This is a genomic window from Ensifer sp. R1-3, assembly GCF_056739175.1.
On record NZ_CP096519.1, the window covers coordinates 63,846 to 82,801 of the forward strand.

The 18,956-nt window shown below is 57.8% G+C and carries 23 protein-coding genes; 12 read left to right on the forward strand and 11 right to left on the reverse strand.

Annotated elements, in window-relative coordinates:
* Positions 1-11 precede the first annotated feature (11 nt).
* The 8 genes from M1D43_RS31875 to M1D43_RS31910 are packed head-to-tail and all read left to right on the forward strand — an operon-like array spanning position 12 to position 7,817.
* Positions 12-713, forward strand: coding sequence for a type IV secretion system protein (locus tag M1D43_RS31875; RefSeq protein WP_498815211.1), 702 nt, complete (start codon positions 12-14; stop codon positions 711-713).
* The gene (locus M1D43_RS31880) at positions 703-930 is read left to right on the forward strand and encodes a hypothetical protein (RefSeq protein WP_498815198.1); all 228 of its coding nucleotides are present in this window, start codon (positions 703-705) and stop codon (positions 928-930) included. Before M1D43_RS31875 ends, M1D43_RS31880 begins: the two co-directional genes overlap by 11 nt.
* Before the next feature lie 15 nt (positions 931-945).
* Complete coding sequence (locus M1D43_RS31885; RefSeq protein WP_498815200.1) at positions 946-1,974, forward strand: TrbL/VirB6 family protein; 1,029 nt, start codon at positions 946-948, stop codon at positions 1,972-1,974.
* A gap of 25 nt (positions 1,975-1,999) precedes the next feature.
* Positions 2,000-2,695 (forward strand): VirB8 family type IV secretion system protein, encoded by a 696-nt coding sequence (locus tag M1D43_RS31890; RefSeq protein WP_498815201.1) that lies wholly within the window; start codon positions 2,000-2,002, stop codon positions 2,693-2,695.
* On the forward strand, positions 2,692-3,501 hold the full coding sequence (virB9, locus tag M1D43_RS31895) for a P-type conjugative transfer protein VirB9 (RefSeq protein WP_498815203.1): 810 nt from the start codon (positions 2,692-2,694) through the stop codon (positions 3,499-3,501). The genes M1D43_RS31890 and virB9 overlap by 4 nt, the downstream gene beginning before the upstream one ends.
* Positions 3,501-4,712, forward strand: coding sequence for a type IV secretion system protein VirB10 (gene virB10 / locus M1D43_RS31900; protein ID WP_498815204.1), 1,212 nt, complete (start codon positions 3,501-3,503; stop codon positions 4,710-4,712). Before virB9 ends, virB10 begins: the two co-directional genes overlap by 1 nt.
* Positions 4,693-5,721: a P-type DNA transfer ATPase VirB11 gene (gene virB11 / locus M1D43_RS31905; RefSeq protein ID WP_498815056.1), complete on the forward strand. Its 1,029-nt coding sequence runs from the start codon at positions 4,693-4,695 to the stop codon at positions 5,719-5,721. Before virB10 ends, virB11 begins: the two co-directional genes overlap by 20 nt.
* The gene (locus M1D43_RS31910) at positions 5,718-7,817 is read left to right on the forward strand and encodes a type IV secretory system conjugative DNA transfer family protein (RefSeq protein WP_498815057.1); all 2,100 of its coding nucleotides are present in this window, start codon (positions 5,718-5,720) and stop codon (positions 7,815-7,817) included. The genes virB11 and M1D43_RS31910 overlap by 4 nt, the downstream gene beginning before the upstream one ends.
* 61 nt (positions 7,818-7,878) lie before the next feature.
* Here M1D43_RS31910 and M1D43_RS31915 read toward each other — a convergent pair whose 3' ends face one another.
* From M1D43_RS31915 to M1D43_RS31965, 11 genes are all read right to left on the reverse strand, one after another.
* Positions 7,879-8,727 carry an SHOCT domain-containing protein gene (locus M1D43_RS31915; protein WP_498815059.1) on the reverse strand — a complete coding sequence of 283 codons (849 nt, stop codon included), beginning with the start codon at positions 8,725-8,727 and terminating at the stop codon, positions 7,879-7,881.
* Between the two features lie 221 nt (positions 8,728-8,948).
* Positions 8,949-9,362 (reverse strand): SH3 domain-containing protein, encoded by a 414-nt coding sequence (locus M1D43_RS31920; protein WP_498815060.1) that lies wholly within the window; start codon positions 9,360-9,362, stop codon positions 8,949-8,951.
* Between the two features lie 15 nt (positions 9,363-9,377).
* Positions 9,378-9,779, reverse strand: coding sequence for a hypothetical protein (locus tag M1D43_RS31925; RefSeq protein ID WP_498815061.1), 402 nt, complete (start codon positions 9,777-9,779; stop codon positions 9,378-9,380).
* 17 nt (positions 9,780-9,796) lie between these two features.
* The gene (locus tag M1D43_RS31930; RefSeq protein ID WP_498815063.1) at positions 9,797-10,249 is read right to left on the reverse strand and encodes a thermonuclease family protein; all 453 of its coding nucleotides are present in this window, start codon (positions 10,247-10,249) and stop codon (positions 9,797-9,799) included.
* 52 nt (positions 10,250-10,301) lie between these two features.
* Complete coding sequence (locus tag M1D43_RS31935) at positions 10,302-10,595, reverse strand: hypothetical protein (RefSeq protein WP_498815064.1); 294 nt, start codon at positions 10,593-10,595, stop codon at positions 10,302-10,304.
* Between the two features lie 113 nt (positions 10,596-10,708).
* Positions 10,709-11,026: a hypothetical protein gene (locus M1D43_RS31940; protein ID WP_498815066.1), complete on the reverse strand. Its 318-nt coding sequence runs from the start codon at positions 11,024-11,026 to the stop codon at positions 10,709-10,711.
* Between the two features lie 32 nt (positions 11,027-11,058).
* Positions 11,059-11,901, reverse strand: coding sequence for an Ivy family c-type lysozyme inhibitor (locus tag M1D43_RS31945; protein WP_498815068.1), 843 nt, complete (start codon positions 11,899-11,901; stop codon positions 11,059-11,061).
* A gap of 149 nt (positions 11,902-12,050) precedes the next feature.
* Positions 12,051-12,278, reverse strand: a complete 228-nt coding sequence (locus M1D43_RS31950) for an excalibur calcium-binding domain-containing protein (protein WP_498815069.1) — start codon at positions 12,276-12,278, stop codon at positions 12,051-12,053.
* A 613-nt stretch (positions 12,279-12,891) separates the two neighbouring features.
* Positions 12,892-13,104: a hypothetical protein gene (locus tag M1D43_RS31955; protein WP_498815070.1), complete on the reverse strand. Its 213-nt coding sequence runs from the start codon at positions 13,102-13,104 to the stop codon at positions 12,892-12,894.
* 6 nt (positions 13,105-13,110) lie between these two features.
* Positions 13,111-15,546 (reverse strand): conjugal transfer protein TraA, encoded by a 2,436-nt coding sequence (locus M1D43_RS31960; protein ID WP_498815072.1) that lies wholly within the window; start codon positions 15,544-15,546, stop codon positions 13,111-13,113.
* Positions 15,547-15,549: 3 nt separating this feature from the next.
* On the reverse strand, positions 15,550-15,951 hold the full coding sequence (locus M1D43_RS31965) for a plasmid mobilization protein (RefSeq protein ID WP_498815073.1): 402 nt from the start codon (positions 15,949-15,951) through the stop codon (positions 15,550-15,552).
* A 679-nt stretch (positions 15,952-16,630) separates the two neighbouring features.
* On the opposite strand from M1D43_RS31965, the gene M1D43_RS31970 reads away from it, so the two are divergent.
* The 4 genes from M1D43_RS31970 to M1D43_RS31985 all read left to right on the forward strand — a co-directional run bounded on the left by M1D43_RS31970 (position 16,631) and on the right by M1D43_RS31985 (position 18,893).
* Entirely contained in the window at positions 16,631-17,344 is a 714-nt protein-coding gene (locus tag M1D43_RS31970) for a ParA family protein (RefSeq protein WP_498815074.1), read from the forward strand.
* Positions 17,337-17,774 (forward strand): hypothetical protein, encoded by a 438-nt coding sequence (locus tag M1D43_RS31975; protein WP_153349649.1) that lies wholly within the window; start codon positions 17,337-17,339, stop codon positions 17,772-17,774. Before M1D43_RS31970 ends, M1D43_RS31975 begins: the two co-directional genes overlap by 8 nt.
* Positions 17,775-17,777: 3 nt before the next feature.
* Positions 17,778-18,170, forward strand: coding sequence for a hypothetical protein (locus M1D43_RS31980; protein ID WP_498815076.1), 393 nt, complete (start codon positions 17,778-17,780; stop codon positions 18,168-18,170).
* A gap of 237 nt (positions 18,171-18,407) precedes the next feature.
* Complete coding sequence (locus M1D43_RS31985) at positions 18,408-18,893, forward strand: helix-turn-helix transcriptional regulator (RefSeq protein WP_498815212.1); 486 nt, start codon at positions 18,408-18,410, stop codon at positions 18,891-18,893.
* The last annotated feature ends 63 nt before the right edge of the window (positions 18,894-18,956 follow it).

An 18,956-nucleotide genomic window follows, 5' to 3' on the forward strand; every position in this document is an offset into this window, starting at 1 on the left:
GGAGAACTGCCATGAAACGTTTGATTTTAACGGCGTGCTCGGTGGCCCTTGCGTCCGCAGCTTCCGCGCAAGTCCCGGTCATCGACGCTGCAAATCTTGAGATTGCGCAGAGAACGTCGAAAACCACCGATGACATCCTCGGCACCAACAAGGAAGTCCTGAAAACGGTCCAGGACACTCTTGAGGCGGTGACCGGCGATCGCGGTAGCGACTCCAACCAGATGCAAAACCTTGCGGTCGGCAATGGCTTCAGCGTCTCCCAAATGCCGTCCTTCGACAGCCTGATGTCGGGCGGCGTTCCCAACTTCGGCGGCATGGGCGGCGATGTTGCCAAGGTGGCAACGAACTTCATCAATGGCCTGCAATTGGTGAAAAACCTGTCGGGCCAGGCAGGCAGCTCATTTTCGGGCGACAAGTCTTACGAAGAGATGGTGAACACCGTTCTCGGTGTCGCGGCGCTCGTTACCGGATCGCAGCAGGCAGTCCAAACGCGCCGCACCTCTTTCGAGCAGGCGGGGGCAAACATCGGCCAGGCCAAGGACATCAAGGGCTCGATCGATCAGAACACACAGCTTCAGGTTCAGGCAGGCCTGACCATCAACGAGCTGATCGGCGTCATGAACGGCGCCGTGTCTTCGCTTCAGGCCGATAACCAGCGACGCTTGACGGACATTTCCAACTCGAAGAAGGCGCTCACCTACAGTGACCAGTAAAAACTCCACGACCGCAAAGGTTCTGTTTCTCGTCCTGATCGCGGCCAGCCTGGCTGGCTGCGGCACCGCGGCGAACGAGAAGACCGCCCCCTGCAAGAGACCTGCCAACCTGACGTCTTACGTGCCGGATCCTCGCAAAGAATGCGGCCCGATGAAGAGCGTCAACGGTGACGCAGCGGCCGCCTTCGCTGCGATTGAGGCGACGGCGGCTGAATAAGGACAATTTGCAACGATGCACGATTTTCTAGGCGATCTGCTGGACAGAATTGAACAGACCGGCGCGAATTTTTCTTCCCGGGCCTACGGGATTGTCGGCGATGAGATCGTGCCGCTGCTCACCATCATGTTCACTGCATATGTGGGCTACTACGGCCTCCAGCTTTTCATGGGAACGGCCCGCGTCAGCGTCAGCGAGATCATTGGTCGCGTCGCCCGGATGTTGATCATTCTGGCGCTGGTCAGAGAGTGGGACTACTTCAACACTCTTTTCTATTCCTGGCTGAATAACACGCCAGAGGACGTCGGCCGGGCGATCCTTACCGCCACCGAGACAGGCATCACAGAGCCGACAAACGGCCTTTCGATGATCTGGAAAACGGCCAATGAGGCTGCTTCGGCCTTCGCAGAACAGTCTGGTTATTTTGCGGTGCTGCCGTCCATGATCGGTTTTTTGATCATGTTTGCAGTGGCGGTCTTCATTGCAGTGGCTCTGGCGATCCTGCTCCTTGCCAAGGTGATGATGTGGGCGCTGATCGGGACCGCACCTATCTTCATCGGCTGCATGCTCTTCGAACAGACAAGGGGCATGGGCGTCGCCTGGTTCCAACAGGTGCTGATGTATGCGCTGATCCCACTATTCGTCTACGTCGTCGCTGCATTCCTGATCTCAGCCATGGACCCTGAACTGTCAAAGGTCACGAGCGCTGCAAACCAGCGGGAACTTCAGCTTAGCGACATTTCCGCATTCCTGCTGCTCTGCGCCGCCGGCGCCTTCGTCCTCTTCAATATTCAGGTTCTCGCACAAGGCATTACCGGTGGCGTGGCCGCCGGTATTGGCAACGTAGCGCGCGCCGTCGGCCGATTTGCAGGCATATCGGGACCAGTGTCCGCCCTGTCAGGCGGACAACGTCTGGCGGGGTCGATTGGCAACGCCGGGATGCAGGCCAGGGCACGCACGCAGGAAGGCATGAGAACCAATATTCGTAACGCCGCTGCTGAGGCGATGCAGAACCGCATCAGCAGCAACAGCATGCCTCGCTGAAGCGCGAATTTAAGGGCTAGAACGAATGGCAGAAACGAATGACGCAGCTCTTCGGAGCTATTTTCAGGACGGCGATCGTTGGGAACAGGAGATCGTCAAAAAAGCCAAGCGATCGCGCTCGTTCGCATGGTTCGTCACATTGATTTTCGGCGCGATTACCCTGCTGTCGCTGACCGCATTGGTGATGCTCGTTCCGTTGAAGAGCTTTGAGCCCTACATCGTCGAGGTCGATAAGAACACCGGCTATATGGAGGTAAAAACCGGTCTAACCAGATCTGCCAAGCTGACCGACCAACAGGCGGTCACGCAGGCGAACGTCGTGCGCTATATCCGATCTCGCGAAGGCTACGACCCCTTCGCGATTGAGCAGAATTTCGGCATCGCCGCCCTACTCTCCACTGATGATGCGGCCCGCGAGCTGCAGGAGCTTTACAGCGCCGCAAATCCCAGCAATCCCGCAAAAGTCCTCGGCAAGAACAAGAAGGTCACGGTCGACATCAAGTCCGTCACCTTCTCCAATGCGAGCACGGCCTTGGTCCGTTTTTCGACGACCGAAAAATCGGACACGGATTCGATCGTGCGTCACTACATTTCAGTGGTTCGCTATCGCTATACGGACACGCCGGCGACCAACGAATGGCGTTTTGATAATCCCTTGGGCTTCCAGGTCTACAACTACCGTCGCGATCAAGAAACGGTTACGCCGGGAGGTGAGGAATGATCAAACGCCTCCTGCTTTCCGCGGCCTGCGCGGCCGCGATGATGACACACGCCCATGCTGCGCAGGCACCTCGCCCGGGCAGCCTCGATTCGCGCGTGACCAGCGTCGTCTATCAGTCCAATAACGTGGTGAAGGTCTCTGCCACCTACGGCATCTCCACCATGATCATCTTTGACGAGGACGAAAAGTTCGAAACGATCTCGCTTGGCGACACCGACAGTTGGCAGGTTGCCCCTTCCGAGAAGGGCAACATTCTGTTCGTGAAGCCGATCGCAAAGAACGTCGCCACCAACATGAATGTCGTGACGAGCAAGAGGATCTATTTCCTCGAACTTAACGACCATGCTCCGACCGATGGCAAGCAGGTGTTCGGGATCCGCTTCGTGTATCCGGAGAAGGATCTAAATGCCGCGCTCCGCAAGGAAGCTGAGTACCGGGCGGCCTACCCGAACATGTCGAATGTCGACAAGGCCAACGTCAACATCGACTATACGTTTTCCGGTGACGCGGCGTTGAAGCCCTTGGTGATCTTCGACGACGGGAAAAAGACCTTCTTCAAGTTCGGCAGCCGGGTCCCGGCGATTTTTGCCGTTCAGGCCGACTTTTCCGAAACGCTGCGCAATTTCCGGAAGGAGGGCGAATACATCGTCGTCGATGGTCTCGCGACGCAATACACGCTGCGCGAGGGCAATCAGTGGACCTGCATCTTTAACCTTCGCAAGCCCGACTTCGGCGCTCCGGATCCGGCCATTCTCGGTCCGGCTCCTGACAGCAAGGCGACGAAACGTAGGAGGAGCGGCAACTGATGAAGCGCAGTCCCGAACTTGAGGCCATGACGGCGGCCGATGAAACGGCCGTCAGCAGCAGAAACGCTGGACGCAATCAAACCATCGGCATGGCTGCCCTGCTCCTGGGGGGCGCTGTCGCCGCCTATTTCGTGCTTGCCACGGCAGGAGAAAGGCCGCGTGATGTCGTCGATAGCGATGAAGAGTTTCAGACGACCACCTTCCGGCCGCCGTCATTCGTGCGTGAGCAAGAAGAGCCGAAGCCGGAAATAGAGCCTGCAGTCATCAATCTGCCCCCTCCTCCGGAGCCAGTTGAAGAAGAGACCGCCGATACCACGGAGTTCAACGTTCCACCGCCACCAGAGGTCGTTGAAGCCACACCCGAGATTGCGCCTGTCGAAGAGTTTCCCGAACGCTATAAGTCGGGGCTGATCTCGCTTGATCAGAAAGGCAATGGCAACGGCAACGGCGGTTTTCCAGGCGAGGACGATTCCGGACTCAGCGTTGCCGGCGAGGACCGCAACAGCAAGTACCTGGCTGCGGCCTCGAGTCTCGCCGATCGGAGCGCAAGGGCGCGGCAGATCGAACGCATCGACGCCATGATCCCAGAAGGAACGTTAATCCCCGGCATCCTCGAGACCGCAATCAACAGCGATCTTCCCGGCCAGATTCGTGCGATCACGTCGCAGGACATCTATTCCTTTGACGGGAGGCGCGTCCTCATCCCGACTGGAACGCGCCTCATTGGCGAATATCAGTCCGAGATTACCCGCGGACAAAAGCGCATTTTCGTCATCTGGACCCGGCTCATTCGCGATGATGGCGTGTCGGTGCGCCTCAATTCCATCGGCACGGATAGCTTGGGACGCTCGGGACTGACCGGTCACGTCGACAACAAATGGCGCGAGCGGTTCGGCTCCGCGATCATGCTTTCGGTCGTCGGCGCCGGCGCCAGCTTCCTGACCGGCTACGGAAGCGACGAGGCGTTCGGCGACAACAACAGCGAGGCGCAACGTGGCGAGGAGCTCGCCCGCGAAACCATCGCCGAGACCTTCTCGGACATGGCGAACCAGGCGTTGAGCGAGAACCTTCGTATTCCTCCTACCATTAGCGTCGGCCAGGGCGAGCGGATCTTTGTCTACGTGCGCCAGGACCTCGATTTCAGCGCCATGTATGACGACCCGGTCACCGAAGCGATGAAGGAGATTCAACGTGAACGTCGCCGCAGGTAAGGCCACTGCGATCAAGCGCGATCCCCATTATTTCCTCAACCGCGCTCTCGAACCGATCAGGGAATTTATTGACGATCCGAGGGTGGTGGAAATCGCCGTCAACAAACCGGGCCATGTCTATGTGGAGCGGTTTGGCGCCGATTACATGGAGCATCATCTAATCGACGCCCTGACTGGTGATGAAATCCAGAACATCGGCGAGCGTGTTGCGGCTGCGACGAACCAGTTCATCAGCCGCTCGAAGCCGATCCTCAGCGCCGCGCTTCCGACCGGCGAGCGTATCCAGATCGTCTTGCCGCCGGCGGCACCCGAAGGTGGCTCGATCTCGATCCGCAAGCAGGTGGTCAATAACTTTACGCTCGAGGAGTATCGCGACAACGGTTCGCTCGATAAGGTCTCTGTGGCCGTCGGCGGCCTCAGCGACATTGATCGCGAGCTGATAGGGCATCTGCGCGCGAATCGGATCTACGATTTCATCCATACCGCCATCACCAAGCGGGTCTCTATCCTGATCAGTGGCGGCACTTCCTCCGGCAAAACGACCTTCCTCAATGCTTGCCTGAAGAGCGTCGATCCGCATGAGCGGATCATCACGCTCGAGGACACGCGAGAGCTCTTCCCACCGCAAGCAAATGCCGTTCATCTGATCGCGTCGAAGGGCGACCAGGGCACAGCGGACGTGACCGTTCAAAGCCTGCTCGAGTCATCGCTGCGCATGCGGCCGGATCGCCTGTTCGTCGGTGAAATTCGAGGCGCAGAGGCTTTTTCCTTCCTGCGGGCAATTAACACCGGCCATCCCGGCAGCATGTCGACGGTTCATGCCGATACGCCGATGGGCGCTTATGAACAGCTCGCCATGATGATGCAGCAAGCCGGCATGTCGGCGGGTTTTTCGAAGCAGGATCTGATGTCGTATATCCAGATGGTCATCCCGATTGTCATCCAGCTCCGCCGTGAAGGCGGCAAACGCGGCGTCTCTGAGATCTTCTTCGCCCGAGATGAGTCATGACGAAGCAGCTCCAGGCGTTCTACCTGCTATTTTGCGTCGGAATAGCGTTTGTTGTCTGGATGCTCGGGTACGGCTTGGGACTTCAGCTCTTCTTTAAGGACGGTCGGATCCTCGAAACGACGATCACGAGCAATCCCTTCGCTCCGATTCAACAGTTCTGGCATTACAAAACGAGCCCTGCCCTGCAGAAGGTCGCGCTTGGTTCGATGGTGCCGGCGCTGCTAGTGGCGGGCCTTGTCGCCTACGTCGGCCTGAAACCGACGAGCAGCCCATTGGGGGATGCCGCCTTTCAGGACATGGCTTCGCTACGACGCGCGAAGTGGTTCCGCAAACAGGGTCATATCTTCGGCCGGGTCGGGCGGAACATTCTTCGGACCAAGGACGATCGGCATCATCTGATCATTGGCCCGACACGCTCGGGTAAAGGCGCGGGCTATGTGATCCCCAATGCGCTGATGCACGAAGGCTCGATGATCGTCACCGACCTCAAGGGTGAAGTGTTCAAGGCGACGGCGGGTTATCGCCGCCAGAACGGCAGCCAAGTCTTCCTATTCGCGCCCGGCTCCGAAAAGACCAACAGCTATAACCCACTGGACTTTATCCGGCCAGAGCGCGGCAATCGCACGACCGACATTCAAAACATCGCCAGCATTCTTGTGCCCGAGAACACGGACTCGGACAATTCCGTTTGGCAAGCGACCGCGCAACAGGTCCTTGCCGGCGTGATCAGCTACATCACGGAAAGCCCCTTCTATAAGGACCGGCGCAACCTCGCCGAGGTCAATTCCTTTTTTAACAGCGGCGTCGATCTCCAGGCGCTCATGAAATACATCAAGGAAAAGGAGCCCTATCTTTCGAAGTTCACCGTCGAGAGCTTCAATTCTTACATCGCCTTATCGGAACGCGCCGCGGCGTCTGCTCTCTTGGACATTCAAAAGGCGATGCGGCCCTTCAAGAACGAGCGGATCGTTGCCGCGACCAATGTCACTGACATGGATCTTCGCGCAATGAAGCGCCGGCCCATCTCGATCTACCTGGCGCCGAAGATCACCGACATCACCTTACTGCGCCCTCTCCTAACCCTGTTCGTGCAGCAGGTCATGGATATTCTCACCCTTGATCACGATCCCAATTCCCTCCCCGTCTACTTCCTGCTCGACGAGTTCCGGCAGTTGAAGCGGATGGACGAGATCATGACCAAGCTGCCCTATGTGGCCGGCTATAACATCAAGCTCGCCTTCATCATCCAGGATCTAAAGAACCTCGACGAGATGTACGGCGAAACCTCCAGGCATTCCCTCCTCGGCAATTGTGGCTATCAGCTCGTCCTTGGCGCCAACGACCAGGCCACAGCCGAGTACGCATCCCGCGCCCTCGGAAAGCGCACGATCCGCTACCAGTCGGAATCCCGCACGATCGAACTGATGGGCTTGCCTCGTCGCACGAAGGTAGAGCAGATTCGCGAACGCGATCTGATGATGCCGCAGGAGGTCCGGCAAATGCCGGAGAACAAGATGATCCTGCTCATCGAAGGACAACGGCCGATCTTCGGTGAAAAGCTTCGCTTCTTCCAAACACAGCCCTTCAAATCCGCCGAGGCATTTTCTCGGGCCAACATTCCGCAAGTGCCGGAAGTCGATTATCTGGCACCGAAACCCGTTCCCGCGACAACTCCCGAATATGCCAAGGGGGGAGATCCTTCCGTCGAAATTCCCTCGCCGGCGCCAGCGAAGGAGGAGAAGCCTTTGACGGCCGACGCGGCGGAGGCAGTTCCGGTCAAGGCAGAACCTGAAGCAGCCGAGAAAGCTGAAGCACCTGCCAAACGCACCGTCAACAAAATGGCGCTGCGCCCGAAGTCCAAGGCGACTGCTGCAAACACGGGTGGTGCGGAAGCATCTGCAAGCCTCGATGCAATGGAAGCCCGGATAAGGGCCATCGAGGAAGGCCTCAAACCAAAGGTCGCGCAGCTCAAGGAAGTGGTCGAGACGAAAGCTGAGAAGCTTGGCGAGAATTCTCCGACCAAGCGCCGCAACATCATGGACATCTTCAGCGCGACGGTGCCTGATCCCGCTGAGCCTGGCGTGGCGGCCGAATAGCTTGCGGAGACCGCTTCCGACCACCCCTTGCAGTCATGATGAGGCGGCTTGTCTTATGGGATCAGGAAGCGGTGAGGATCCGTTGTTTCTGGCTTTCGAACTCACTATCGCTGAGGTGGCCTGCACCCCGCAGCTTGGCAAGCCTTTCGATTTTTTCGAGAAGCGTATCGTCTTCCGGCGCTGGTTTGCTTCTTTTATCTAAAGCGACTGCCCCAGCGCTTACGAGCTCATTTTGTACGGCATGGAGCCTCTCCGCTATTTTTTCGTGCTCGAAAGTGTCGAAGATGATGGACGATACGAATTCGTCCTCGCGATTCAGGCTGAACTTGATGATCAGCGGCGTCTTGGTCATCATGGCCATCGCACCTTCTAGCAGGAGAGCTCCACCTAAGGACGCCTTGTTGGAAGAATAGGCAGCTACACGTAATGCGTTGTTGGTGGCTTCGTCGTTGCTGGCTTGGGAATCCGTTGTTTCGACAGCGACGAGACCAGTCCACGGCAGGGTGAAGACCTTTGTCGTGGTGCTTGCGCCATAGAATACTACGCCGTCATCCTCCAACGCGATGTCCATGCGCGCCTTCCGCTTTGCTTGCGGAATACCAGTCAGGTGCTTTTGGTATGTGAAGAAGCGCTGCAATTTCTTCAGGCGCTTGATGCGGTCTTTATCCGTTTCAGCGCCGGATGGAATGGCTGCCACGGCAGTAGAGACCTGGTCATCAGAGCTAGATGCGCCCTCGGTCTCCAGTGTGCTTCCCCAAAACGCCAAGGAAAAGAAGACGCCCACGCAGAATATGATCCCCGAAACGATCTTCGATCCGATCTCCAGTTCCGGCGAAAACACGGGGATTAAGAATAGCAGCCCTCCCACGCCGAATACGACACTGCAGAGCTTTTTGATGAATTTTCCCATGAGATCCACACCATGCGTCTCGATAGTCGACCAACTCTAAGGCGCGTACGTTAAGCTTGAGTTGCATGAGGCTCTATTCAGCACCACGGCTGCCGCCGCCCCTACAGCAAGTCGAATTCTGCCGGCGTTTGCGCTGCGCATCGGCAGCGCGCACCATTCTTGTCAGGCACCAACGCACGAGGAGGATGTGATGCAACTGTGACCCGCTACAGGCTCGGCTACTAGCCTGCGTACAAGCTCACCCAGTTTTGGTGAACCCAGCCTGACTTGCACGGCCCCGTATAAGGCTGTGTCGAAATCCACGGTTTTGTGACGTTACAATGCTGCCGCTGATTGGAGTAAACGACACCGAGCCACTCGCCCCTCACTGCACAGAGATACACTTCTTCGCCGTTATAAAGGCGGTCAATTTCCGCATACTTGGGCGCGGGCCCGCTTCTGACGGCGAGAAACCCGTCACCTGAAGGATCGAGCCCGTCGACCACACCGTTTCCGCCGCATGCATCAAAGTCGGGATCGGCTTCGATCACAACGGGAACCTGGGGCCTTCTGCCGGGTTCCTGACTCCAGGAGGCGGTGGTTGCACTGATCACGGCAATCGCCGCGAACATCGCGCTTGATTTTCGGATTTTCATTAATCCCTTCCTTCCTCAGTTCTCGGCAGTTACTCGCCAAAAGGTTTCGAGAAGCTCAGGTGTCAGCGGACACCGCAACAAGTCCGGATTCGGACATGTATCGACGCCCTCGTCGGTGCGAAGGAGTGCCGCATCCGTCTGTCCATTGGTGCAGAATTCGACCTGTTTGCCCCTCCGTTTGACGAAGCTCATGATCTTTGCGGCCTCGGCGCGGGCGATAAGATGAATCCGATCCTGTGATTCGCCCTCGGCGGCGGCATCCTGCTGATAGGCAAGCACGATGTCCGACGTTTCAATTCCGCAGGCCTTGCTAATCGCAAGCCACAGGCCGGCATTACGTGATGCGTCATTGCTGAAGGCTGGTGTCGCGACAGCAAGTGTGGGTGCGATGATCAAGGTGGTGAAGATGGTCTTCATCTTGATGTTCCTTAGACTTATTTCGCTCCGGTGTTCTTCCATGTGTTATCCAGACCAGCGTTCGGACCGCACCATTGGCGCAACCGGGCGAGTTTCGCATTCTTCCCAGGCTGATACGGAAGCGCTACGCCATCACGAATCATCTGCTGGCCGACGTTGACGCCGCCGACGTGGACCTTGGCGAGTGTCCGGCCGTAGCGATCTTTGCCGGTCGCTTCGTAGGTGACCGTGCCGCTGTCCAGCAGCGAGCGGAGGTGTTCCTTGGCGGCAAGGCCGAGGACCAGTTCATTCTCGCAACGTGACTTGAAGGTTTCCGGCGTGTCGAGTTCCATAATCCGGATAGTGATGCCATCCATGCGGATGGTGTCGCCATCGATGATGTTGACGTTGCCCCCGGCCTTGGCAGAAGACACAGCGAGAGGGCTTGTCGCGACGGCGACCGCCGCGATGACAAGAAGACGTCTATGCATTGTCATCATCCAAAGAAGCCGATGACGATAGAGCGGCAAGGATCAGGCGTTTTCATTTAGCCAATTCCATAGCCCACGCGCACGTATAGGAGGCGGCGAAGCGGTGATCCTTCGGCAGCTTGTTTACTTGCCAATCACATCGTTCCGCCGGAGATCGCCGCTTTTGGTCGGCGAACGCTGCTTTGCACGCTTTCAGGACTTTCGCTCTGAACGCCTTTGGCGCCTCGTCGCGAAGCGTCTCCGATATTGCCTCTCCGCATGCATAATCAGCCATGTCTTGGTTGACGTCGGCGAGTGCTGGAGAGGTGCCCCAGAGCACCATAATGGCAAGGAGCGAACGAACCATTTGCACGTTCCCTTGAAGAGCACATCGGCGGTCCGCACGGATATGCCGTCGAAGACGAGTTCCTGGCCGTCGATATCGGCCATCGCATGGGCAGCAACCGACATTCGCCTTCCTTAGTTCAATTGCTCGTATGCAGTCATCTGCTTTTCATAGCAAAAATTGGCCATATCCCAATCAAAGCCGCCGAAGTCGTTTCGCCAACGATCAGCGCACATGTCCAAGATTTTTTTCTGGATTTTCGACGGACTCTTAATGATCGGGCTCAACATAGAAGCGGCCTTCAACTGCTTGTTGATGCAAAATACTTGCATAGCGAAGTCGTCCGGCCATCGAGCCTGACACATCGCTCGCTCGGGGTTTTCGGAAGCCTTGGCCGGCGCGGATACTAGAGACGCGATGCTGATCGCGAATAGCAACAGATGCGCTTTCATTGTCATTGTCCTATTCAATGCAAACGCGACTTTCACCATTTTTCCGCCCAAGTCTTCAAGTGGTTGCGAACAGTCTTCGGCCACGTCTTGACTGGCGTCGAAGTCTGGACCTTGTCGGTTTCCTCCCACCCCTTCCACGCCGCATAAATCTTTCGATCTCGACCGGATAAATAGATGAAACCGCCGCCGAAGGGGCAAGAATGCGGAATGCACGTTGTCCCGAAGTAATCTTTGCCTGGAAATTCGTGGTCTTGTGGCACGCCGATCAACAACGCGCGGAATTGGTCATAGCGCTCGCCAAGAAGACGATGCAGTTCCGCGTTAACGACACCATTGCCCAAAAGGTCTGAAGGGTTTTGCCAGGCGCGTTCGCGGATTGCTTCCCAACCCTTCGAACTATCGGCCTTTGGCTCTGTACGGGCGCCGGTGTTGAAACCGTCCTTGAACGTCCAGGTCCATTTGTCCTGTCCGTGCGTTGCCGCGATTTCGTCGGGAGTGCGGAATTCCAGCGAATCGCCGACAATTTTGTGATCGGTCTCAGAACACATGTCCGCCGGACGGTCGATCTTCGGCGCTTGACCTTCTGGAAATGAAATCACGAAAGGTGTTGGACCGCACATGTTGCCGCCGCCGCTGGAATTGCCGATCAGTACCGGAACATTGCCGACTATGGTGACTTCTTCAAAGTCAATGTATCGGTCCGCGACCATGTCGCGGCCATCGACTTTGAGCGTCCTTGTGAAATCGATCTCAAAGACCGTGATCTTGTGACCGAACAGATGTTCAACCGAGTCCGTGTCGATCTCGCCCGCACGTCCAAGGTTCGGGAACGCGGCACTGGCAAGTAAGCTTGCGACCGCAAGAATAGTTTTCATCGGGTGCCTCCTACGATGGCAAGGAGCAGATGCTTCATTTGCAGTTCCCTTGAAGAGCAGATCGGCGATCCGCACGGGAAATGCCGGCTTTCCACAGGGTGAGTTCCCAGCCGCCGACATCGGATCGCGAGTCTGCTTCATCGATCTTCTCATTCACAGGCGACGCCATCGCGGTCGCGGTCGAGCTTACGGCGGTAGCCGGGTTCACCGGCACGGATAGGCGCCGCACCGGCCGCGCGTGCGGCAGTGCAGTTCTGATAGTAGACCTCGCCGCCTTCGGACGCGGCCTGGCCGTCATTGTTCGTCTGAGCCACTGCCGGCAGATTGCCGACGAAAAAGCTGAGGAGGGCCGCCGTGGTCAGCAGACACTTTTTCATTTGGTTTCTCCCTGTTCAAGCGACACCGCAAATCGAGGTGCTGGGCGTTTGCGTTGTTGTTCGGAACAGGGTTTAGACAATCTGCAACTGAGCGTATATTCGGCCAGATGGCTTAGCTCGGTAGGGTGGCATTGACGGGATTCGCTGGCAGCGACGGGTTCGTCACCCAATCACTTGTCAGAGGGGGACGTGTGAAAGGTTGTATGGCAAAAGCCCTGAACAGCCCAGAAGCTCTCACGGAGGAATTTCTTGGCGCCAAAAAACATCGCCCAGAAGGTTCTTCCCGTCCGCTAGGAAGCATGACGCCGACGCATGGGCGGTCGTCCGCCCCACATCCCCAAGCCAAACGACCGCCGTGTTATGGAGCTGTTGGCTTCTCAGGGAGTGCGGCAGTCGGGCATCTGCTCCCAATATCTCCGAGAAGAGGTTGAGACGGCACTATAAGCCGGAGCTACACTGGGCGCATCAAGGATATAGTCAGCACTCGCTCTACGCCTCTTTTCGCTTGCGAATGGCAAGCGCGCCGTCGCACTTTGCGCTTAACTTCATCTTCGATACCACTCCGAGGCGATAAGATAAGGCGAGCTTGACCTCGATCTTGAAAAAAGGCGCTTTAGAAGGGCCAGAAGCCGGCAAGATAGGCTGCGGTATCATTTAGCCACATGATCATGCCGCGACACCAGGCCGTAGCCGAGTCATAAGCGACCTGGACGACGCCCAAGAACATCACAAACACGATAATTACGCCCAAGAACTTCCCGAACCCTTCGTCCCCTTTGGGATCGTTGCTCTGGATGACGTATTGTTGGGGGTTATCGTTCAGCATATCCCTTTAACGATCCCGGTCGTCGCGGTCGCGTTCCCTCTGTTCAATCTGCTCCCGCTCAAGCTCCTCGAGTCGAGGAATTCGCTGTTGTGCAGGGTCAGTCCGTGTCGTTTCTCCGCCGGGTTGAACGGCTTCCCTATCCGTATTTAGACGATCTTGCAGGCGATTTGTAGCATCGACGGTGGAGGCCAGCTCGTGAGCGGCTCGCGCGTCGTCGTCAATTGGCTGTCGGTCCTCGTAGGCACGCACATCACGTTGCTGTTTGTCGACTGTCTCAGGATTTGAGGCCGCGTTGTCCTTCACTTCCTCTGGACGATCGGATTTGTTTTCCTCCTGCTCAATTGCCCGTTCTAAATCGGGATCCTGCTCGGCAACGTCCCGAACGTAACTGTTTCCCTCGATAGCCAACTGCGCAGCTCGCTCCAGAGCTCGATTGAGCCCGACCTGCATTCCTTCCTTGCGGTCGGCCGAAAACTCCCCGGCCTCGATCCGATCAAGTCCGTCTCGGTAGTGCTCGATGTCTATCATCGCCTCGTTGCCGGCCTCAACAACAGTTTCGCCGTGTTTGGTGACCGCAGCGTCCCACTCGTCGTTGGCCGGATCACGCGGCTCGCTCCGAAGCGCTTCGCCACCTTGCTCCGCCAACGCTTCTTTGCGCTGCTCGTAGAGGTCCACCAGCTCACGCTTCTGATTGACGAAATCTCGGGCCAGGCCGGCTATCTCGTCAAAGTCCGCCCGATCGTCTGCCGAGACCGACCGCTCCAACTTGAACAAGGCCGTCTCGACCTTCTTTTCGTAGGTCTCAAACTCTGCTCGTGACATTTCGCGCAATTCCTGACCCTCCAAAACCATCTCCTGTAGTGTAGCCAAATTGATGCGGAAGGTCGATCCAAAATCCACGCGTATGACAGTGCCGCTCGTCTCCGTTTGTGCTCTCGAAAGCCCGGATTCCAAGTATTCTCGATGCTGTGCGGCATAGGCCGCGGTCTGACGATCACCACCTGCCAAAGCGACCTTCTGCCACGATTCCTGCGCCTTTATGATGTACTGCCGGCTCCGATCGCTCTTCGCGACCGTGCGTCGGCCGCTACGCTTGGCGTCGTATCGGGCCTGCGCAGCCTCGCTCGTCCCGACATGCTCTGTTCGGCCTTCGCGGCTCACCGGCCGGACCTGGGTGCGCGTGAATGCCGGCGGGGTGGCAAACTCGCGCCGGTCGGTCATTTCCATCTCAATGCCGTGCTCCCGCGCCTTCTCTGCCATGACGGATCGCCATTCGCGAAACACGGCAGGCGTCGTCTCGATGCGATCATCGGAATCCGATTTCATCGCCACGATCGCATGGGCATGCACATGCGGACGCTTCCCCCCCTCTCCCGCCTCTTTCGGATCGCTGGCCGGGTCGTGCATGGCGAAGACATACCGATGCCCAGCAAACTGATGCGCCAGGAAGTCGCGCACCGCACCTTCGAATGCGGCAACGTCGGTTCCGGCCCGAGCCGACATGATGACGTGCATTACGTCGCGGCTCTTGCGGCTGTGGAGCTCGCCGCGCCATTCCTTCTGCACCAGGTCGCCCGCCACCTTCTCATTCGCTATCGACTGGCCGCGATCGTCGCGAACGTCGTCATGCCGATCGACCAGCCCGCGCAAGCGGCTGGCGCCGAACTCGACGCCATTTCCGTAGCCATGAAAGGAGAACTTCGCCGCAGCCTCGCCCGCAGCCGCGCTGGCGTCGTATCGGCCCTGGATTATGCCGGCCGCCTTCACGTCGCCCGTTAGCCGGTCCCCCTGCCCGCTCCGCAATACGACAAGCCCCTGAACGGTCACGGAGCCGCCGTGATTTTTCGCGATGGCATAGGCATAGCGCCGGTCGCCAAAGCCGCTCGTCAGGGTGCTCCTCACCTGCTCGTGCAATGCCTCGTCCGATGCAAAGCCGGACGCCGCGATTTCGACGGAAAAACTCCCAATGTCGCGGCTTTCTGCGCGGTTCTGAAAAAGGTGGTCCCAATCGCCACGGATGCGCGCCAATTCCTCCCGCCCCTCGAGGATCCTGCCGCTTTCGTTCTCCACCTTCAGCTCGCCGCCACGGGACACATAGTTCAGCATCGCACCGACCCGAGCACCGCCGCCATACGACGCCATTTTAACGACTGCCGGCTGGCTTCCCCTTGCGACGGCCGCCAGCCGCGCCTCCATCGGTCGGGCGCCCGTCGCCACCTGCGCTCGAGGAGCCGCCCTGCCCTTCGATGCGGATCCACTTCTACCCGAAGCGCCGCCCGAGCCTCCGCCGCCACCTGCCGCGCCGAGTTGTGCCAACTGCTTCAGGCGTTTTCGCATCTCTTCTTCGGCCGAAGCGCCGCGCCCGCCAGATGACATTTCGTGCAGCAGCGCTGCCCGCCGCTGCTCCCATTCACCGGTGAATGCGCCGAAGAAGATTTCCAAGGGCTACTTCTCCCCTCGACGCTGATAACCAGCTCGCCGCGTCAGGGCACGCAGCTCGCTCATTACTGCGGCTTGGACCCGCTGCACGTTCTCCAGGTTGATGTCCAATTCGCTCGGACGGACACCTCGGCCACTGTTAAGCGCCCTCGCGACCTGATTGAGGTTGATCCCGATCATCCGCATGTCTTCGAGCAGCGCCGCCATGACCAGGCGGTCATCGCCGGTCAGCATCGGCCGAACGCCCGCCCCTTCCAAATTTAAGGAACGGAAAAAGCTCGAGACCGTCATGCCGGCGCCCTCGGCCGCCCTTTCGATCGCCGCATGTTCGTCAGCCGTGACGCGCGCATGCAAAGTGCGATCTTTCTTCGCCGGCTCGAGAAGAACGTTGAATTTTCCGTCATCCATTTGGCCTTTGGGCCCCTACTGGCGCTTGCGTCAGTTGATCGAGGGATCGTCCCTCGATTGCAGGAAAAGGCGTAGCACATTTTTCCGTATCCTGCCTCTCCAAATAGTAAGGGGATTCAACGAAACAACTTCGAGCTGCCCCTCGCTTCGCTCGCTCTGCTTTGCTGACTGGGACTTCGCCCCGGTCATAGAACGAGTGAACGCTCACCAGGGTTCACCTCCGAAATCCGCTTTTGAAGGCCCCTGTCTGCCCCTCGTACTCAGCCGCAAGGGACGCTCCGCTCTCGGCCCTTGCGGCTCCCGTGCGAGCGTCAACGCCGGCCTTACGCGGCTCCGGGGTTCACTGATCGGGCGGAGCGTAGGTTGATGCCGCACAGCATGCTGCGGATGAGGCAGCCAGCAGCACAGGCCACTGTCGTGTTGATATTTCACACGAGTTAGACGCACGTTATTTGCACATCATGCATTTGTGTGTTGATCGCGAAGAGGTTTCCTAGCATGGGGGGAATTGTTCACACTCTGTCGGCTTGGTTTAGCCAGTTCAATTGACCGCACGGTGTGGTAGTGCCAAACTCCGCGTCGTATGAAGAATTGTTCGCATCCTGTGCAAGCGCGACAAGGAAACTTCGTGCAAGCACACCGCGGAATGACTTTGAGCCAGCGAAGGGAGTTGTGACGCTTGCCACAGTTTATTTCTGCCGTGAGTGGCAAAGGTGGGGCTGGGAAGACAACAGCAGTAATCTTGATCGCCGGGGAATATGCGCTGCAGGGAAAGCATGTCCTTCTCATCGACGCGGACGGCCGCCAAAATCTGCAGGAATGGTGGAAGCGCTGTGAGGCAAAGGACAACCTGCCGGCCAACATCGAGCTTGTAACCGCGGCCCGCCAGACGACCATTCAGCAGCTCCTAGAGAACGAGGCGAATAGGTTCGACATCGTTTTGATGGACTCGCCCGGACAGGACACCGTTCTAAAGGACACGATTATCGCCGGTTCCGATATTGTGCTGACGCCGATCCAGCCGAACCAGGACGAGATCAAGGCGGCAGGACAGGCGGCGGCCGACACGGCCGAAATTTCCGACAAGGTGGGGCGGTTAATCCCCCACGCCAACTTCGTCACCAGGATCACTATGCCGGCGAAACTGCTGGAAGCCTACCGCCTGATCAGGCCGTTCGTGCAGAACCTGCAGGAAGGGGGGTACGACTCCTATCTGCTCAAAACGGAGCTAATGGAGCGAAATTGCTATCGCGAAATTCGAAACGGCTATGGCACCGTGCAAATGCTCGATCTGACAGAGCCGGTGAAAAAAGCGAGGGCGGAAGTGATGAGCCTGGTTCGGGACATCGAAGCGCTTTTGGCAGGCAAGAAAGAGGTAGCAGCGGATGGCTAAGGGCCAAACGACAGTTTCTGACTTCGCAGTCGCACCCCGTCGCAACCGGCCGGTGGAGCAATCCGCGACACAGGCACGCTCAGGGAGCACGCCGGCTGAGCTGCCGACGGAACCGACGAATGCAAATCGGTCCCAAGAAGCTGCACCTCTCGGGTCTGAGACTAATAAGCCAGTCAATCGTCTGATCGCCCCGACAGAAGAAGCTCGGCGCGAACGCGCGACCACGAGAGCATTGCAGCGCGAAGATTCGAGAATTCGCTTGCGCGACCTGAAAAGGGCACGCGATCGAGAATCCAAGCACTACGTCAACTGCCCGCTGGATTACGACACGAAGACGCGGCTGCAAAAGGCCGCCCTCGAGAACGACGTCAAAATGACAGTCATCATGAAGGCCGCCATCGATCAGTTCCTCAAGGATAACGGCTACTGATCGATGTTAGGTCGAGGCTTTCTTCTTGGCGTGGCCGTTGGTTGCGTCCTCGGCGTGTATGTTGCTCCTTATCTCAGCCGTCCGACGGTCGGGATGGCGAACGTTTCCAGGGGCATTTTGCCTCAAATGAATGAAGCGACAGCCGTACCCGAACAGGGTACGTGGCCGACAGACGATCAGGCTAAGACCCAGCTATTCGCATTATCCAAATGGGATCTAAATAGGCATGGCAACGGATCCACCGTCAGCGTCAAGCGTTGCATGCAAATTGCAGATCGGGAGATCGGTTGCAAGCTTTCCGCGCAGCTCAAGTGGATCGACGGCGAAACGCAAATTGAAGCGGTTTTTCAAGAGGAAGGCGGCGACTGGAAGATGATAGCGGCAAAGAATCGCTAATGGCTCTTCTCGACGCTTCACCAATCTCGAGAGCCGAATTTGTTGCCCGAATGCTGGCGCGTCCTGAAGCATTTTGTTTTCACCGCCTCAAGAGGAGCCCATGAGCTAAATTTCCCCTAAAAAAGTGGGGAATGCGCTGCGATTCTTCGGAGTTTCCTGCTCCTAAATGCTTCAATGCGGTGCATAGTACCCGCTGAGCGGCGGAATCGAAAAAGGGTAAAGTCCGTGACTGATGCAATGAGTTTAATGAGCGCACGGGGTTTGGTTGAAATAACCGATCCGGAGTTTGACAGGCCGGTCTTCCGCCAACTGGGTTTCGACGGCACCCTTACCGCCAAGGAGATGGATGAAAAGATTTCGGCCTGGCTCAAGAAAACGCGCGAGGCCAAAGGCATCTCCCGCGCCGATCTAGCGCATCTGCTGGGCCTCTCCGTATCTGTTTACGGCAGGTACGAGCGCGGCTCGGAAGCCCGGATGTCGATCCCGCGCCTGATCCATCTCTGTGAGATCATGGGCTTTATGCCTCTCGATGTGATCTTTGAAGCAGCGCCGCACTTGTGGGGCGACACGCTTGAAGAAGCAGAGGACCGCATGACCTTGATGAAGCTCGTCGAACGATTGCCTCAAGATACCATGCGCGATCTAATCCGGCTTCTGAAACGCATGAGCCCAAGCGAACCGGCGGCCGATGCTGTCGCCACCAGCATGAGCGAAGGCCCCTAGGCGCCGCCATCCACGTTTTCAAGTCAGGGCTGGGAGGCTGTGAAATGCGGCAGCCGCCCCACT

Bases quoted from the DNA above. Each gene is read 5' to 3' on its own strand.
- M1D43_RS31875 (WP_498815211.1), top strand. From the start codon at position 12: ATGAAACGTTTGATTTTAACGGCGTGCTCGGTGGCCCTTGCGTCCGCA.
- M1D43_RS31885 (WP_498815200.1), top strand. From the start codon at position 946: ATGCACGATTTTCTAGGCGATCTGCTGGACAGAATTGAACAGACCGGC.
- M1D43_RS31890 (WP_498815201.1), top strand. From the start codon at position 2,000: ATGGCAGAAACGAATGACGCAGCTCTTCGGAGCTATTTTCAGGACGGC.
- virB9 (WP_498815203.1), top strand. From the start codon at position 2,692: ATGATCAAACGCCTCCTGCTTTCCGCGGCCTGCGCGGCCGCGATGATG.
- virB10 (WP_498815204.1), top strand. From the start codon at position 3,501: ATGAAGCGCAGTCCCGAACTTGAGGCCATGACGGCGGCCGATGAAACG.
- M1D43_RS31910 (WP_498815057.1), top strand. From the start codon at position 5,718: ATGACGAAGCAGCTCCAGGCGTTCTACCTGCTATTTTGCGTCGGAATA.
- M1D43_RS31915 (WP_498815059.1), bottom strand. From the start codon at position 8,727: ATGGGAAAATTCATCAAAAAGCTCTGCAGTGTCGTATTCGGCGTGGGA.
- M1D43_RS31920 (WP_498815060.1), bottom strand. From the start codon at position 9,362: ATGAAAATCCGAAAATCAAGCGCGATGTTCGCGGCGATTGCCGTGATC.
- M1D43_RS31925 (WP_498815061.1), bottom strand. From the start codon at position 9,779: ATGAAGACCATCTTCACCACCTTGATCATCGCACCCACACTTGCTGTC.
- M1D43_RS31930 (WP_498815063.1), bottom strand. From the start codon at position 10,249: ATGCATAGACGTCTTCTTGTCATCGCGGCGGTCGCCGTCGCGACAAGC.
- M1D43_RS31935 (WP_498815064.1), bottom strand. From the start codon at position 10,595: ATGGTTCGTTCGCTCCTTGCCATTATGGTGCTCTGGGGCACCTCTCCA.
- M1D43_RS31940 (WP_498815066.1), bottom strand. From the start codon at position 11,026: ATGAAAGCGCATCTGTTGCTATTCGCGATCAGCATCGCGTCTCTAGTA.
- M1D43_RS31945 (WP_498815068.1), bottom strand. From the start codon at position 11,901: ATGAAAACTATTCTTGCGGTCGCAAGCTTACTTGCCAGTGCCGCGTTC.
- M1D43_RS31950 (WP_498815069.1), bottom strand. From the start codon at position 12,278: ATGAAAAAGTGTCTGCTGACCACGGCGGCCCTCCTCAGCTTTTTCGTC.
- M1D43_RS31955 (WP_498815070.1), bottom strand. From the start codon at position 13,104: ATGCTGAACGATAACCCCCAACAATACGTCATCCAGAGCAACGATCCC.
- M1D43_RS31965 (WP_498815073.1), bottom strand. From the start codon at position 15,951: ATGGATGACGGAAAATTCAACGTTCTTCTCGAGCCGGCGAAGAAAGAT.
- M1D43_RS31975 (WP_153349649.1), top strand. From the start codon at position 17,337: ATGGCTAAGGGCCAAACGACAGTTTCTGACTTCGCAGTCGCACCCCGT.
- M1D43_RS31980 (WP_498815076.1), top strand. From the start codon at position 17,778: ATGTTAGGTCGAGGCTTTCTTCTTGGCGTGGCCGTTGGTTGCGTCCTC.
- M1D43_RS31985 (WP_498815212.1), top strand. From the start codon at position 18,408: ATGAGTTTAATGAGCGCACGGGGTTTGGTTGAAATAACCGATCCGGAG.